At 72.0% G+C, this 15218-nt stretch carries 14 protein-coding genes; 6 read left to right on the top strand and 8 right to left on the bottom strand.

From position 1 onward, the window contains the following. Positions 1–104 precede the first annotated feature (104 nt). On the top strand, positions 105–938 hold the full coding sequence (locus tag CLV35_RS01750; RefSeq protein ID WP_121191712.1) for an alpha/beta fold hydrolase: 834 nt from the start codon (positions 105–107) through the stop codon (positions 936–938). Further along, positions 931–1512 carry a TetR/AcrR family transcriptional regulator gene (locus tag CLV35_RS01745; protein ID WP_121191711.1) on the top strand — a complete coding sequence of 194 codons (582 nt, stop codon included), beginning with the start codon at positions 931–933 and terminating at the stop codon, positions 1510–1512. Before CLV35_RS01750 ends, CLV35_RS01745 begins: the two co-directional genes overlap by 8 nt. Before the next feature lie 10 nt (positions 1513–1522). Here CLV35_RS01745 and CLV35_RS01740 read toward each other — a convergent pair whose 3' ends face one another. From CLV35_RS01740 to CLV35_RS01710, 7 genes are all read right to left on the bottom strand, one after another. Continuing rightward, positions 1523–3370, bottom strand: coding sequence for a putative bifunctional diguanylate cyclase/phosphodiesterase (locus CLV35_RS01740; RefSeq protein WP_121191710.1), 1848 nt, complete (start codon positions 3368–3370; stop codon positions 1523–1525). A gap of 79 nt (positions 3371–3449) precedes the next feature. Further along, positions 3450–4967 carry an arabinosylfuranosidase ArfA gene (gene arfA / locus CLV35_RS01735; protein ID WP_231121312.1) on the bottom strand — a complete coding sequence of 506 codons (1518 nt, stop codon included), beginning with the start codon at positions 4965–4967 and terminating at the stop codon, positions 3450–3452. A 49-nt stretch (positions 4968–5016) separates the two neighbouring features. Continuing rightward, entirely contained in the window at positions 5017–5919 is a 903-nt protein-coding gene (locus CLV35_RS01730) for a carbohydrate ABC transporter permease (RefSeq protein ID WP_121191709.1), read from the bottom strand. After that, the gene (locus CLV35_RS01725; protein ID WP_121191708.1) at positions 5909–6814 is read right to left on the bottom strand and encodes a carbohydrate ABC transporter permease; all 906 of its coding nucleotides are present in this window, start codon (positions 6812–6814) and stop codon (positions 5909–5911) included. Before CLV35_RS01725 ends, CLV35_RS01730 begins: the two co-directional genes overlap by 11 nt. A 29-nt stretch (positions 6815–6843) precedes the next feature. Further along, the gene (locus CLV35_RS01720; protein WP_121191707.1) at positions 6844–8127 is read right to left on the bottom strand and encodes an ABC transporter substrate-binding protein; all 1284 of its coding nucleotides are present in this window, start codon (positions 8125–8127) and stop codon (positions 6844–6846) included. A gap of 132 nt (positions 8128–8259) precedes the next feature. Then, entirely contained in the window at positions 8260–9291 is a 1032-nt protein-coding gene (locus tag CLV35_RS01715) for a LacI family DNA-binding transcriptional regulator (protein WP_121191706.1), read from the bottom strand. Positions 9292–9475: 184 nt separating this feature from the next. After that, positions 9476–10390, bottom strand: a complete 915-nt coding sequence (locus CLV35_RS01710; protein ID WP_121191705.1) for a LysR family transcriptional regulator — start codon at positions 10388–10390, stop codon at positions 9476–9478. A gap of 100 nt (positions 10391–10490) precedes the next feature. Here CLV35_RS01710 and CLV35_RS01705 point away from each other — a divergent pair, with 100 nt between their 5' ends. Continuing rightward, a complete protein-coding gene (locus CLV35_RS01705) occupies positions 10491–11234 on the top strand; it encodes an SDR family oxidoreductase (RefSeq protein WP_121191704.1) in 744 nt (247 codons plus the stop codon). Here the strand turns inward: CLV35_RS01705 and CLV35_RS01700 are convergent. Then, positions 11206–12003, bottom strand: coding sequence for a hypothetical protein (locus CLV35_RS01700; RefSeq protein WP_121191703.1), 798 nt, complete (start codon positions 12001–12003; stop codon positions 11206–11208). The two genes, CLV35_RS01705 and CLV35_RS01700, sit on opposite strands and share 29 nt — an antisense overlap. Positions 12004–12352: 349 nt before the next feature. Between CLV35_RS01700 and CLV35_RS01695 the strand changes: the two genes are divergently transcribed. The 3 genes from CLV35_RS01695 to CLV35_RS01685 are packed head-to-tail and all read left to right on the top strand — an operon-like array spanning position 12353 to position 15179. After that, the gene (locus tag CLV35_RS01695) at positions 12353–12535 is read left to right on the top strand and encodes a hypothetical protein (protein ID WP_121191702.1); all 183 of its coding nucleotides are present in this window, start codon (positions 12353–12355) and stop codon (positions 12533–12535) included. After that, the gene (locus CLV35_RS01690; RefSeq protein ID WP_121191701.1) at positions 12532–13611 is read left to right on the top strand and encodes a helix-turn-helix domain-containing protein; all 1080 of its coding nucleotides are present in this window, start codon (positions 12532–12534) and stop codon (positions 13609–13611) included. Before CLV35_RS01695 ends, CLV35_RS01690 begins: the two co-directional genes overlap by 4 nt. Further along, complete coding sequence (locus tag CLV35_RS01685; RefSeq protein WP_121191700.1) at positions 13608–15179, top strand: hypothetical protein; 1572 nt, start codon at positions 13608–13610, stop codon at positions 15177–15179. Before CLV35_RS01690 ends, CLV35_RS01685 begins: the two co-directional genes overlap by 4 nt. Positions 15180–15218 lie beyond the last annotated feature (39 nt).

Genomic DNA, 15218 nt, shown 5'->3' with positions numbered 1-15218 from the left:
GGTGTCCACCCGGTCGGGTGAACGGGCCGCTTGACAGGCACAGCTAATGACCGTAGCTTTTGGCTAACGCAGTAAGCCATCGCGGCAACGACCTGGAGGCAGACATGACCGAGTTCCTGACCGTCGACGGCGGCACCCTCGCCTACGAGCTCCGCGGCACCACCGGCCCGCTGCTCGTCCTGGCCCACGGCATGGGCGACAGCCGAGCGGCCTACCGTTTCGTGACCCCGGCCCTCTTCGCGGCGGGCTACCGGGTCGCCGAGCTCGACCTGCGCGGGCACGGCCAGTCGAGCGTCGGCTGGGACGGCCACTCGCGTACCGACATCGCGGGCGACCTCATCGCCCTGGTCGAGCACCTGGGCGGTCCGGCGGTCCTCGTCGGCCACTCGATCGCCGGCGGCGCCGCCACGATCGCCGCGGCGCGGGCCCCGGAGCTGGTCACGGCGGTGGTCGAGCTGGCGCCGTTCACCCGCAAGCAGTCGATGCGGCTGGGCGACCTCCGGGTCGGCTCCTACCGCCGGGGCTTGCGCCACCTGGTGGCCATGACCCTGCTGGGCAGCACCCGGCAGTGGGTGGAGTACCTCGACGTCGCCTACCCCGGCAGCAAGCCCGCCGACTACGACGAGCGCCTGCAGCAGATCACCTCGATGCTCGGAGAGCCCGGCCGCATGAAGGCGCTGCAGGCGATGGGGAGGACGACCCCCGTGGACGCAGGGAAGGAGCTCGGCAACGTACGCTGCCCCGTCCTGGTCGTGCAGGGCAGCGCCGACTGCGACTGGGCCGACCCCCGCGCCGAGGGCGAGGCCGTCGTGGCCGACCTGCCCACCGGGCTCGGCCGGCTGGTGATGGTCGAGGGGGCCGGGCACTACCCCCACGTGCAGTACCCCGCGCAGGTGACCTCGGCGGTCCTGACCTTCCTGGAGACCGCGGATGCCTAGGGCCGGCCTCGATCCCGCCGCCGTCGTCGCCGCCGGCGCCGAACTCGCCGACGAGATCGGCTTCGCCGCCCTCACCATGGGCGCCCTCGCGGAGAAGGTGGGCGTCCGTACCCCCTCCCTCTACAAGCACGTGGCGAGCCAGGACGACCTCAACCGGCGGATCGCGGCCCTCGCCATGGACGAGGCAGCAGTCGCTGTCGGCGCAGCGATCCAGGGCCGCGCGGGGCACGACGCCCTGCGGGCCGCCGCCCGCGCCCTGCGCGACTTCGTCCGCACGCACCCCGGCCGCTACGCCGCCACGCTCAGCCTCGAGCTCACCGGCCCTGACGACCCGCTCGCCGTGGCCGCTGCCCGGAGCCTCGAGCCCTTCACCGCCGTGCTGCGCGGCTACGACATCGCGCCCTCGGACACCACCCACGCCCTGCGCGCGCTGCGAAGCATCTTCCACGGCTTCGCGACCATCGAGGCCGGTGGTGGCTTCCAGTGGTCCACTGACACCGACGAGAGCTTCGAGTGGCTCGTCGACCTGGTCGACCGCGGGCTGCAGGGCAGGTCCGGGCACCGGACCCGCTGAGGCCGCCGGCTCAGACGCCGGGGACGCGCGCCAGCGCGTCGAGCGCGTGCCGCGCCTCCGCGGCCGGGACGGGGCGTGCGTACAGGTAGCCCTGGGCGTGCGGGCAGTGCAGGTCCCTCAGGGTGGACGCCTGTGCGCCGGTCTCCACGCCTTCGGCCACGACGTCGAGCCCGAGGCTGCGGGCGAGCTCGACGATCGAGGAGACGAGGACGGCGCTGGTGCCCGCGCCGTCGAGGTCGCTGACGAACGAGCGGTCGATCTTGATGACGTCGACGGGGAGCTGGCGCAGGTAGGACAGGCTCGAGTAGCCGGTGCCGAAGTCGTCGATCGCGACCCGTAGCCCGAGGCTCCGCAGCTCGGTCAGGGTGGCGGCGACCGCTCGCAGGTCGTGCACGAGCACGCCCTCGGTGATCTCGAGGGTGAGCTGGTGCGCGGGCAGACCTGCGGCAGCCAGCGCCGTCGTCACCCGGGAGACGATGTCAGCGCCGGCCAGGTCCACCGGGGAGAGGTTGACCGCCACCGACACCGAGCGACCGATCTCCTCGGACCAGCGCGCCGCCTGCGCGGTGGCGGTGTGCAGCACGTACGTGGTGAGCTCGCCGATCAGGCCGCTCTCCTCCGCGATCGGCACGAACTCCGAAGGCGGTACGAGTCCGCGCTCGGGGTGCCGCCAGCGCAACAGCGCTTCGTAGCCGCGGACGTGGCCGCGCTCGAGCTGCACCGTGGGCTGGTAGTGGACCTCGAGCTGACCGGACGCTGCAGCGAGGGCGAGGTCCTGCTGCAGCTGGGCCCGCGAGGCGAAGGCGTCGGCCATGCTGCCGGCGTAGTGCACCAGGTGGCCCTTCCCGGCCCCTTTCGCCGCGTACATCGCCAGGTCGGCACCGAGCAGCAGCGACTGGGCGGTGCGCTCGGGCGTGGCGCTGGTGTCCGCGACACCCACGCTGGCACCGAGGAACAGGCTCCGGCCGTCCACGACCACCGGCTCGCGCAAGGCGCGGAGCACCCGGGCACCCACGGTGTCGGCGGCAGCGCTCGGCCCGTCGACGAGGACGGCGAACTCGTCGCCGCCGAGGCGCGCGACGACGTCACCACCGCGTACGCAGCTGCGCAGCCGCTCCGCGACCGTCCGCAGCACCTCGTCCCCGGCCGCGTGCCCCCGGGTGTCGTTGATGGTCTTGAAGTCGTCCAGGTCGACGAAGAGCACGCTCACGGGGTGCGCGGAGCCGGTCAGCATGCGGGTGAGCGTCTCCTCGAGCAACGTGCGGTTGGCCATGCCGGTCAGCGGGTCCCTCAGTCCCTGCTGCTCGTTCAGGCGCCACGCTGCGAGGTTGGCGAGGCTGGCCGCGAGCACGAAGCCGCCGTGCACGCCGGCCCACAGCCACGGGTGCCGCCAGGCGTGCGGGTTGCTGTAGACGGCGTGCGGGTCTGCCGTGCCCATCACCCCGTGGTGAGCCACGACGATGCCGACCGCCACGAGGAAGGGGACCCAGTCCTGGTAGAGCGACACCACGCCGATCATCACGAAGAAGTGGAAGTGGGACTCGGTCAGCCCGCTGGTCAGGTGCACCAGGGTCGCCGAGGCGAGCATCAGGCTCGTCGTCGCGGCCGCCGACCGGCCCTTGCGACCCCAGGACGCGTACCGGGCGAGCACCGCCGGGACCGCGACGAGGACCGCGTCCGCCACCGCGTGCACCCCGCCGTGGCCTGCGGCGGTCGCGACACCTGCCAGGGCGACGGCCTGTGCCAGCGCGATGCGCACGATCAGCCGGTGACGGCGCTGCCACACCTCCTCGGGGAGCAGACGACCCTCGGGCAGCACTCGCAGGACGTGCTCGACCCACCTCTGGCGCAGCAGCATGCCGGCCCCATCGGCCGGACCGGCGCCGTCTTGAACCGTCAGCCAGACGTCCTCGACCGGTGTGCTCGGACGGCCGGCGCTAGGCGTCGCGCTCCAGCCGCAGGACGCTCCAGGAGACCGGCGGCAGCGGTACGCAGAGGTCGTCCCCGTCGCGCCGGCTGCCCTCGCCCGTGCCCAGGGCGCTGCGCGGAGCGACGCGCTCGGGGGTCGCGCGGGTGTTGCTGTCGTCCAGGCCGGAGCCGCCGAGCAGCAGGTGGTGGGTGACGGCGAGCGGCCCGAAGGCGCGCAGGTCCATGCGGAGGTCCACGACCTGCTCCTGGTGGCGGTTGAGCGCGAAGACGGTCAGCCCGTCACGGGCGGCGTCGTGCACGACGACCACGTCGGCCGCCGGCACGTCACCGAGCTCCCTCGTCGGGACCGTCGCGACCTGGGGACGGGTCTCGAGCACGGTGCCCTGCGCCCAGCGGGCAGTGAGCGCGAACGGGAAGAAGGTGGTCTGCCGCCACGCAGGCGTGTCCGGCTCGGCGCGGATCGGCGCGATGACGTTGACCAGCTGGGCGAGCGCGGCGACCCCGACGCGGTCGGCGTGCCGCAGCAGGCTCATGAGCAGACTGCCGACGACCACGGCGTCCTCGACGTCGTAGTCCTCCTCGATGAGGCGGGGACCCGGCACCCACTCCTCGGTCGTGCCGGGGGTGCGACCGTCGTACCAGACGTTCCACTCGTCGAAGCTGACCTTGAGCCGGCGGCGCGAACGCTTCTTGGCACCGATGTGGTCGGCGGTCGCGATCACTCCGTCGATGAACTCGTCCATCGCGCAGGCGGAGGCCAGCCAGCCTCCGCGGTCCGCCGGGTCGTTCTTGAAGTAGGCGTGCAGGGAGATGTAGTCGACCACGTCGTAGGTGTGCTCGAGGACGGTCGCCTCCCACTGGCCGAACGTCGGCATGTGGGGGGTGGAGCTGCCGCAGGCGACGAGCTCGATGGTCGGGTCGATCGCACGCATCGCCTTGCCGGTCTGCGCGGCCAGCCGGCCGTAGTCGTCGGCGGACTTGTAGCCGATCTGCCAGGGTCCGTCCATCTCGTTGCCGAGGCACCACAGCCGGATGTCGAAGGGCTCGGGGGAGCCGTTGCGGGCCCGCAGGTCGGACCAGGCCGTGCCACGGGGGTGGTTCGCGTACTCCAGCAGGTTGCACGCGTCCTCGATGCCACGGGTGCCGAGGTTGACGGCCATCATCGGCTCGACGTCGGCCTGCCGCGCCCAGGACACGAACTCGTGGAGCCCGAAGGCGTTCGGCTCGGTGCTGTGCCAGGCGAGGTTGAGCCGCTCGGGCCGCTGGTCCACGGGACCGACGCCGTCCTCCCAGCGGTAGCCCGAGACGAAGTTGCCGCCCGGGTAGCGCACCAGCGTGACGCCGAGGTCGCGGGTCAGCTTGAGCACGTCGGCGCGGTAGCCGTCGGTGTCGGCCTCCTGGTGGGCGGGGTCGTAGATGCCGCCGTAGACGCAGCGGCCCATGTGCTCGACGAAGGAGCCGAACAGACGGCGGGGGACCTCGCCCACCGCGAAGGCGGGGTCGACGGTGACGCGGCAGGGGATCACGGGTGCTCCGGTTGCAGGACGGTCGGGCGGGCGGGTATTGCAGGCGAGCTCACTTGATGCCCGACGCTGCGACGCCCTGGACGAAGAACCGCTGGGCCAGCAGGAAGGCGATGGCGAGCGGGCTGAGAGAGATCGCGGCACCGGCCATCAGCGCTGCGTGGTCGACGCCGTCCTGGCTGGAGAACAGCGTGAGCGCGGAGGGCAGCGTGCGCTTGGAGATGTCGCTGGTGACGACCAGCGGCCACAGGAAGTCGTTCCAGAGCGCCGCGAACTGGATGACGAACAGGGACGCGAGCGCCGGCTTCGACAGGGGCAGGACGATCCGCCAGTAGATCGTCCAGGCGCCGGCACCATCGATCCGAGCCGCCTCGTCGAGCTCGCGTGGCAGCTGCATGAAGAACTGCCGCAGCATGAAGATGCCGAGGGCGCTCGTGGCCCGCGGGACGATCAGGCCCTGCTCGGTGTTGAGCCACCCGAGGTGGAACAGGGTGAGGAAGACCGGGATGATCGTGACCTGGAACGGCACCATGAGGGTGGCGAGGATCAGCACGAACAGAGCGTTCCGCCCGCGGAACTCCAGGCGTGCCAGCGCGTAGGCCGTCAGCGAGTCGAAGAACAGCAGCAGCAGCGTCGCGCCGCCGGCGAAGACGAACGTGTTGAGCACCAGCCGGCCGAACGGCAGCTGGTCGTAGACCGCGCGGAACCCGTCGAGCGACCAGGCGGTCGGCACGATCGACGCCGGGTGGGCGTAGAGGTCGGCCGACGTGCGGAACGCCACGCCGAGCATCCAGAGGAACGGCAGGAGGGTCGCCACCGCCGCCACGACGAGGACGACGGCAGCGGCCGCCGAGGCGACGCGGGAGGCGAGACGTACGCCGTGGTGCCTGCGCGGCCCGTCGACCGTGCGCCCCGCCTCCGGCCGGGTCGCGGGGCGGGCGAGGTCAGTCGACATCGCTGTACCTCAGGATGCGCAGCTGGAGCAGGGCCACCGCGAAGATCACGAGGGTGAGCACCCAGGCGACCGCACTGGCGTAGCCGAGGGAGAAGTCCACGAAGCCCCGCTGGTAGAGGTACTGCACGACGGACTCCGTGTGGAAGACGGGCCCGCCGCCGGTCATGACGTAGGACAGGTCGAAGAGCTGCAGGCCGGTGATCGTGGCGATCACCGTCACGAACAGAGTGGCTTGCCGCATCCCCGGCAGGGTCACGTGGCGGAACTGCGCCGCCCGTCCCGCACCGTCGAGGCGGGCAGCTTCGTAGAGGTGCTCGGGGATCGCCTGGATGGCCGCGAGCAGCACGATCATCGTGAACCCGAAGCCCTTCCAGATGCCGACGACGACGAGGGTGGGCAGCGCGAGGGAGGTGGACTGCAGCCACTGCGGGTGGCCGAGCCCCACGTGGCCCAGCCAGGCGTCGACGAGGCCGACCTGCGGGTCGAGCAGGAACCGCCACACGATGCCGACCACCGCCATGGAGGCGATGAACGGGAAGAAGAACGCCGTACGCAGCAGCGAGGTGAACCACGTCGTGCGGCGCAACGCCTCCGCCAGGGCCAGGCCGAGCGCGACCTGGCCCACGGCGGTGCCCGCGGTGAAGAGCAGCGTGACCTTGAGCGCGTTCCAGAACCTGCTGTCGTGCAGCAGGTCCGAGTAGTTGCCCAGGCCGCGCATCTTGTGACTGGCCTCGCCGACGGACCAGTCGTGCAGGCTCATCCACGCCGACTGGACGATGGGCTCGAGGATGAAGACGGCGATGAGGACCACGCTGGGCGCGACGAACGCGTAGGCGGGGTTCCACCGCCGGCCTCGCCGGGCCCGTGTGCCCGGTGGCGCTGGCAGGGTGGTCATGTCGCTCCCTCTGGACGAGCCTCGGTAGGTCAGGCCTGGCAGCCGGTGATGGCGTTGATCTGCTTCGCCGCGTCGGCGGTCGCCTTGGCGACGTCGGTGCCACGAGTGATCTTGCCGATCATGGGCACGTAGACGTCGTTGTCGACCTTGGTGCCCGTGGCGAGCCCCGCGAGGTAGAGCTTGGCGCTGGGGAGGGCGTCGGCGAAGGTCTTGGCGTCACCTGTGACGGCGGACGCGAGGTCGGTGCGGACGGGCGGGAAGCCGCTGGCCTTGGAGAAGTCGGTCTGCGCGGTCTTGCCGGTCCAGTAGGCCAGGAACTGCTCGGCCTCGGCCTTGTGCTTGCTGGACTTCGCGACCATCAGCGGGACCGTGGAGCCGAGCGTGACGGCCCCGGCGCTGCCGGTCGGGACCTGCGCGATGCCGAGGTCGATGCCGGCGCTGCGGAAGCCGGCCGCGGCCCACGGGCCGTTGATCTCGAAGGCCGCCTTCTTGGAGGAGAAGAGCGTGTCGGCGTCGGCGCCCGTCTGACCCACGGGGCTGACGTGGTCCTTGCGTACCAGGTCGGCCCACTGGGTGAGGGCGGCGACGCTCGCCGCGCTGTCGACCGTGGCGCAGCCCTTGGAGTCGACCACGTCGCCGCCGTTCATCCACTGCAGGATCGGCCACATCTGGATGGTGGCGTGGTCGGCGAGGCTGATGCCGTACTGCGTCGGCGTCGTGGAGCCGGCAGGGAGGGTGGTCTTCATGATGTCGGCGATGAAGTCCGCCTGCGTGGCCGGGGGCGCGGTGATCCCGGCCTTCTGCAGCAGGTCCTTGTTGTAGTAGAGCACCAGCGTGGCGAGATTGGCCGGCGCGGCGTAGAGCTTGCCGTCGACGGTGAAGGCCTTGGTGACCGCCTCCGGGAAGGCGCTCGAGTCGATCTTGCCGTCGCCCGTGCCGACGGCACTGTCGAGCGGCTCGACCGAGTTCGTCTTGATGTACTGGAACACTGCCGCCGGGTCCGAGCTCGGGGTCGCCAGGTCAGGCCCCTGGCCCGTCGCCCAGGACTGCGGCAGCTTCTGGCCGATGGCGGCCCACGGCTGGGCGTCCATGGTGACCTGGATGTTCGGGTGGGAGTCGTTCCAGCTCTTCACCAGCGCTTCGTAGGAAGGCCGGTCGGGCCCGGTGAAGCCCGTGAGCAGCTGGAGCTTGACGACACCGCCCGAGCTGCTGCTGGCGGACGACGTCGAGCTCCCACCGCCGCACGCGGCGAGGGTGCAGAGAGCAGCGACGGCGGCGGCGAACCGCAGCGTACGAGGGAGCGGGACTGGCATGAGGTGTCCTCCTTGACGGACCTGGGACGGAGCAGGCAGGGCGACGCGGCCGCGGGACCGCGGCGCGGGTGGTCGAGCTCTGGCGCTCTCGAGCGTCAGTGGTGCTAGGTGGCTTGTCAGAGCCTCTGGAGGTCAGCAGCCGCAGGACTGCCTGGTGGTGAGATGGACCGGCAGGGTCTCGTGCCGGGGCTCGGGCACAGAACCGTCGATGAGCTGGAGCAGGCGACGCGCCGCGCGGCGCCCGACCTCGGCGGCCGGCACGGTGACGGTCGTCAGGGCCGGGGTCGTCAGGCGGGAGACGCCGAAGTCGTCGTAGCCCACCAGTCGCACGTTCCCGGGGGCGTCGAGCCCCCGTGAGCGCAGCTCGCACAGTGCGCCGAAGGCCATCTCGTCGTTGGCGGCGAAGATCGCGTCGAGGTCGGGGAACTGGTCGAGCAGGCGAGCGGCGGCCGCGCGACCGGACTCCTCGCCGAAGTCACCGTGCACCACGGGCGGCTTCGCGGTGACGCCGTGGGCGACGTGCGCCGAGCGGAACCCGGCGATGCGGTCAGTCGTCGTCTGGTGGTTGCGCGGACCTGCGATGTGCGCGACCCGCTTCGACCCGTGCGAGAGGAGGTGCTCGGTCGCCGTCCGCGCGCCCTCGACGTCGGCGAGTCCTACGGTGACGGCGTCGTCGATGCGCGGGAACCGCCCGATGAGCACGACGGGCACGCCGGAGTCCAGCAACCGCAGCACGTTCGCGTCGTTCGCCGCGGCCGATGCGACGATGGCACCGTCGGCTGCCCGTGACCGGAGCACGCGCTCGTAGGCGGCCACCCCGTGCCGCTCGTCGGGGTTGGTCGAGATGAGCAGGGTGCCGTCGACCTCGTTGACCACCTCGTTCACGCCGTCGAGCAGGTGCATGAAGTACGGGTGGCCGAACACGTGCTGGCCCGTCGCGGGCACGACCAGGGCGAGCGTGCCGGAGCGCTGCCCGCGCAGGGCTCGGGCGGCGGAGTTCGTGACGTAGCCGAGCTCCTGCGCGACGGCGCGGATCTCCTCCTTCGTGCCCGCGCCGATGCGTTCGTGGTCGGCCAGGGCCATGGAGACCGCGCTCACCGAGACGCCGGCGCGCTCGGCGATGTCGCGCAGCGTCACGCGGCGCGGCTGCGACCCCTGCGGCATGTCGACCTCTTCTCCGCTGTAACGATTGAGCACGACTGTGGCCGCGATCCGCGGGGGCGTCAAGTGGCGTTATGAGTTCGTTATCCGGCGTGGTCGCCTTGGTGGGTCCTCGATCGAGGGCTCTGTGCGGATGTCCCTCGTGTCAGGTGCTTCAACGTTTGAGCGTGCGCCTGTTGGCTCGCGGTCAGCGGAGGTACCTCGGGGCGATGCTCCGGAGAGCGTCCACCAGCGGACTCGGGTCGCCGGCGCGCGTGACCAGCACGACGTGGCTGGGCTCTGCACCCTGGAGGGGGACGGTGCGGAGGTCGGGGCGCAGCCTGCCGAGGTGCTCGCCGCTCGGGATGATCGTGACGGCCTGACCGGAGGCGACTAGCTCGACCTTGTCCTCCACCTGCTCGATCAACGGCCCGTCGGGTGCGGGCCGGCCGTCGGGGCGCGGATCGACGCGCCAGAAGGCGTTCCACTCGGCGTCGTGCACCCGAGGCATCGGCTCGTCGGCGATGTCGTCGAAGGTGACGAACTGCCGGCCCGCCAGGCGGTGGTCGACCGGGACCATCAGCACTCGCGGTTCGGCGTGGAGCACGGTCACCAGGAGCCCGTCGCTGGTCTCCTGCTCGTGCGGCGTCGGACCCGTCAGCGGGAGCCGTGTCACGACGGCGTCGACCCGGTGGTCGACCAGCGCTGCGCGCGGCTGGTCCCACGGCAGGTGCACCACCTGCACGTCGGCGTCGGGGTGGCACTGGCGCAGGTGGCGGACGGCTGGCGTGACGATCAGGTTCGTGGTGACGCCGATGGTGGTCCGAGCGGGCTGCGTCGCTGCCCTCGCCTGCGCTACGGCGTGCCGGGCGCGCTGCAGGAGTGCGGACGCCAGCGGCAGGAACGCCGAACCGGCCTCGGTGAGCTCGGCCCCGCGCGAGCTGCGCTCGACCAGGCGGACGCCGACCTGGTGCTCCAACCGCCGGATCTGCCGGCTCAGGGACGGCTGGGTGGTGTGGACCGCGTCAGCGGCCCGCCCGAAGTGGCGGTGACGTGCGAGCGCCATGAACGACTCGACGAGCCGCAGGTCCAGCTGCGTGGAGTTGGCCGCCTGCTCAGTCACCCGCTCAGCGTAGACGTGACCTGCAGCGATGCGTCGCACGCATTGCCCAGTGCGAACCTTTCATTGGACGGCTGCTCGCGCACGGCAGCACGCTTCACCCATGCCCACACCGACAGCCCTCATCACCGGCGGCACCACCGGGATCGGCCGGGCCACCGCCGAGCTGCTTCACGGGCGCGGTCACCGCGTCATCGTCACCGGGCGGGATCCTTCGTCCGTCGCAACCGCACGATCGTCGCTGCCAGAGGGCATCGAGGTCGTGCGCTCTGACGCCGCCTCTATGCCCTGCCTGGAGTCCTTGGTCGAGCTGGTGCAGCAGCGGCTGGGGACCCTTGACGTGCTCTTCCTGAACGCCGGCATCACACGTCCCGGACCGACCGAGAGCTTCGACGAGGCGGTCTACGACGAGCTGTTCGCCGTCAACACCAAGAGCGCGTTCTTCACCCTGGCAAGGACGTTGCCGCTGCTGCGCGACGGTGCCTCGGTCATCGTGACGGTCGGCCTGGGAGCGGCACGAGGTGTCGTGGGTGGCGCCGCGACGGCTGGGAGCCGAGGCGCCCTGCTGGCCATGGTGCCCTCACTCGCCCTGGAGCTGGCGCCCCGGCGCATCCGGGTCAACGCCGTCAGTCCCGGCGCCGTCCGCACCGGGATATGGGCGAAGTCAGGACTCGCGCCGGACGCCCTCGAGGCCGCCCTCGCCAGCTACGCAGCGAACATCCCCTTCGGACGGCTTGCCAGCGCCCGCGACGTCGCTGAGGTCGTGGCCTTCCTCGCCTCCGATGCAGCCGGCTACATCACCGGCGAGAACATCACCGTCAGCGGAGGATCAGGCCTGCGACCCTGACGACGCTGGAGAGCCCTGTCCTCGTGGTCTGCAGGCCGACCCGGGCGAGCCGCAGCCCGTTGGTAGCCAGCGCCATGAGCCCGAAGAGCAGGTAGCCGACGGAGAGCGTGCCGGCCGGCAGGACGCCTCCGAGGCCGGCGCCGCCGGCGAGGTAGACAGCGCCTTCGAGGGTGCCGACGGCGAGCGCAGTGGCGCTCAGGCCGGTGGTCGTCGGGGCCCGGAAGGCGGCCTTGACGGCCAGGGCGGTGCAGGCGAGGGTGATGGCGCCGATGGCTCCTCCGGTGACCATGGCCGCGTGGTGGACGGCAGCTCCGGCCGCCCACGCGGCGGCGACGGTGGCGCCGGAGGCCGCCGCGGCGCTGAGCGTGGGCTTGAGGCACCGCGGGTCGATGCGGTGCACCTCGCGCCAGAGGGCCAGGTGGAGCACGAACCAGACGCTGCTGGCCGCTGCTGCCGGAGTCGCGTGGGTAGTGGCGGCGAGCACGATCCAGCCGGGTCCCGAGCCGGCGAGCAGGCCGATGGTCGTGTCGCTGATGCCCTGGCGGCAGCGCGTTCGCCGAGGCCGCATCCACGCGGGGATGGAGCGGGTGAGCTCCAGGGTCACGAGCAGGGCCCCCGCCGAGACGCTCGCAGTGGCCGCAGCTGCCGCGGCATGGGTGGTGGCGCCCACGAGCAGGGCGGTGCAGAGGGTGGCGCACATGACCGTGCAGAGACTGGCCGAGCACAGGCCGGCGGCTCGGGGTGTCGCGATGACCGCGGTACCGCTCATGCGGGGTTGTATCGGCACCTGCGCCCGGAGCCTGAGCCCGGAGCCGGGGCGTTCGAGCAGATGGCGCAACCGCGCGTAGGGCCGACGAGGGGACTTGAACCCCTAACCGCCCGATTACAAGGCAGAGTGACGTCGGTACGGCTGATGACGACTGACGCCCACACGTCCCTGACCTGCGGTGATGTGCAGACGCCCTGTCAGTCGAGTGCCGCCTGTAGCGGTACTTGCGTGCAGGTCCGCGGCGGTTGCTAGCGCGCTGCTAGCGCACCGCTCCGCATGCCGGACGGCCCGTCTCACCTCGACGGGGCCGCCGCGGCGCTTCCTCCTGCCCTGCTGAGGAGCCCGTTCCATGGCCGCATCCGTGCATCACTGCGAGGCCTCGTCCTGTCCTGAGGCGGCCGCCGTGCTGCTGTCCAACCGCTACGGCGCGCACGTCTACCTGTGCCGCTGGCACTGGCAAGGCATTCGTGGGCGCACCGCCCCCGGCCTGCACGTCGCGCACCTCGAGGTGCCGACACCGGCCGCGTCATGAGTGCCGCCAAGCTTGCTGACGGGGTCGGTGACGATGGCAGCCTGGTCGTCGAGGAGCAGCGGTTCGCGATCGTGCCGGAGTGGGTGATCGACGGCGAGCTTTCCGATGCCGCGTTCCGGCTCTACGTGCTGCTGCTCCGCTACGGCGGCAGCTCCGGCTGCCGCATGCCCTCCCGGCGGCTGCTCGCCGCTCGGCTGCATCGCTCGGTCGACTCGGTCGACCGGGCGATGCGCGAACTGGAGAGCGCCCTCGTGGTCCGGGTCGAGCGCCGGCACGACGGGCGGCAGAACCTGACCAACCGCTACCACCTCCGCACCAGCAACCCAGGGCTCGCTGCGCCGGAAAGGGGCAGGTCAGGAGGTGGCCGCAGTTCTGCGGCTACCCCGTCACGGCTGCCGCAGGGTGGCCGCACCGGTGCGGCTACCCCGTCACGGCTGCCGCAGGGTGGCCGCACCGTCACGGCTACCCCTGGCCGCAGATCCGCGGCGAGGGTGGCCGCAGATGTGCCGCCCAACCCAGAGACCTCTACCGAGACACCCCCCTCCACCCCCACGACACCGCACCGGTCGCCCGGCGCGGCGCTGCTCATCGCGTGCGGCATCAGCGACCTGGCGGCGCTCGCCGCCGAGTGCGCCGGCGCCCGCCGGGCGGCCGGCTGCTCGACGTCCCGCTGGACCGCAGCGGGGCTGCTGCCCGCGATCCAACTCGCGGTCGTGCACCGCGGGCACCCCGCCGACCGGGTCGTCCCGGCACTGCTCGCCGTCGCCGCCGATCCCGCCACCCGCTCACCGATGCGCCTCGCCGAAGCCGGCCCCTGGTGGACAGCGCCGCCGACTACAGCCGCCCCGCCCGAGGGCGACGAGACCGCGCTCGGGGAGCTCGAGGCGCGCCTGGACGACACGGACGGTCTGCGGGTGCGGCTCCAGGTGGAGGCGCGGGCTCAGCTGCGCGCCGAAGGGCTCGCGCTCACTCGGGCCACGGTGATCCGCCGCGCCTGTCAGCTGCTCGACCAGCGCACGCCACTTGTCGACGTCCACGCACCGGACGCCGGCGCGCCGGCTCTGCGGGCACTGTGAGCTCCCGGCTCGTCAGTGCTGTCGCGGCGGCGCTCGTCACGGTGCTCGCGCTGCTGACCGTCGTCGTGGTCACCTCGGTCGACGCCGCGGCGGTCGCCTGCCTCCCTCCTGGCGTCGCCGTGATCGGCACCGTCCCACCCGATCTGCAGCTGGACTCCGCTCAGGCGGCGGACGCCACCGCCGTCGTCCGGGCGGTCGTCTCCAGGCGCCTGCCCAGCCGCGCCGCGGTTGTCGCCCTCGCCGCTGCGCTGCAAGAGTCCGGCCTGCGCAACCTCGCCTCCCAGGCGGTGCCCGAATCGCTCACCTACCCGCATGACGCCGTCGCGGCCGGCGACGCCGACTCGGTCGGGTTGTTTCAGCAGCGCGCCGGCTGGGGCACCGTCGCACAACGCATGGACGTCGGGTACGCGGCCGGCGCCTTCCTCGACCGGCTCGCTCGGGTCGACGGCTGGCCCGCGCTGCCCGTCACGGACGCTGCGCAGGCCGTTCAGGTCAGCGCCACGCCCGACGCCTACGCGCGCTGGCAGACCGAAGCGACCCGCATCGTCAACGGCCTGCTCGGTCGCCCCGACCAGCCGGGCGACGGACAGGCGGGTGTCGCCGACGCGCCAGGTTTGCTGGCCGAAGGAGAGGGGCTCCTCCTCCAGCTCGCCGACCACCTCCCCGCCACCTATCTGGGCGGTGCGGTCGTGACGACCGCAGCACGCGGGCGCACGACCCCTAGTGGCATCGCCGACCTGCAATCGCGATCCGTCGACCTGCCCGGCAGCCTGCTCGTCACGCTCGGTGGCAGCGACGCCCCCACCAGCGCGGCGGCTGCTACCGCCGAGGTCAACGCTGTGCTTTCGCTGGCCGGCGACAGACGCAGCACCTACTGGCTCACCACCCCGACCAACCGGGAACTCACCGCCGCCCTGCGTGCGGCCGCCGCAGCGCATGCGCAGCTGCAGCTGGTGGACGTCGCCACCGCCGTCCAAGCCCGCCCCGATTGGATGGCAGCCGGCCGCTACACCGCTGCCGGCCTGACAGGCATCAGCACCATGGTGCTCACAGCCCTTGGCGCTGATATCGCCGGCGATCCCACCCGCACGGCAGACCTCGGCGGTGATGGCTGCTCCGACGGGCTCGGCGGCTACAGCACCGTTCCCGTCGCCGACTGCACCTTCACACTCGCTCACCCGCCGCCCCGCAGCTGCGCCGACGCCATCCGTTGGGCCCTTGCCCAAGAGGACGGCCCGGCGCAGTGGCACCGCCGCTGCCTCAACTTCGTCGCCCGCGCCTACGGCCTCGCGCACTCCGGCGTCGGCGCGCCCTACACCGCCCGCCAGTTCTGGCTTGAGTCGCACAGCCAGCACCCCGGCGACCTGAACCCACCCGCCGGCGCGCTCGTGTTCTGGGACGGCGGCTTGGCCGGCCACGTCGCTCTCTCCGCCGGCGATCGCCAGGTCATCTCGACCGACATCGGCGGCGCCGGCACAGTCAGCGAAGTGCCGCTCGACCAGATCACCAGCGCCTGGCACGATCCCTACCTTGGCTGGACGGACCCTGAGTTCGCCGTCTCAGCTTGAGGTGCACGAGACCCCGCCAGCGGGCTTTGCGCATCCGGA

Source organism: Motilibacter peucedani (genome assembly GCF_003634695.1).
Classification (GTDB): Bacteria; Actinomycetota; Actinomycetes; order Motilibacterales; family Motilibacteraceae; genus Motilibacter; species Motilibacter peucedani.
This window is presented reverse-complemented; position numbering and strand designations above follow the sequence as displayed.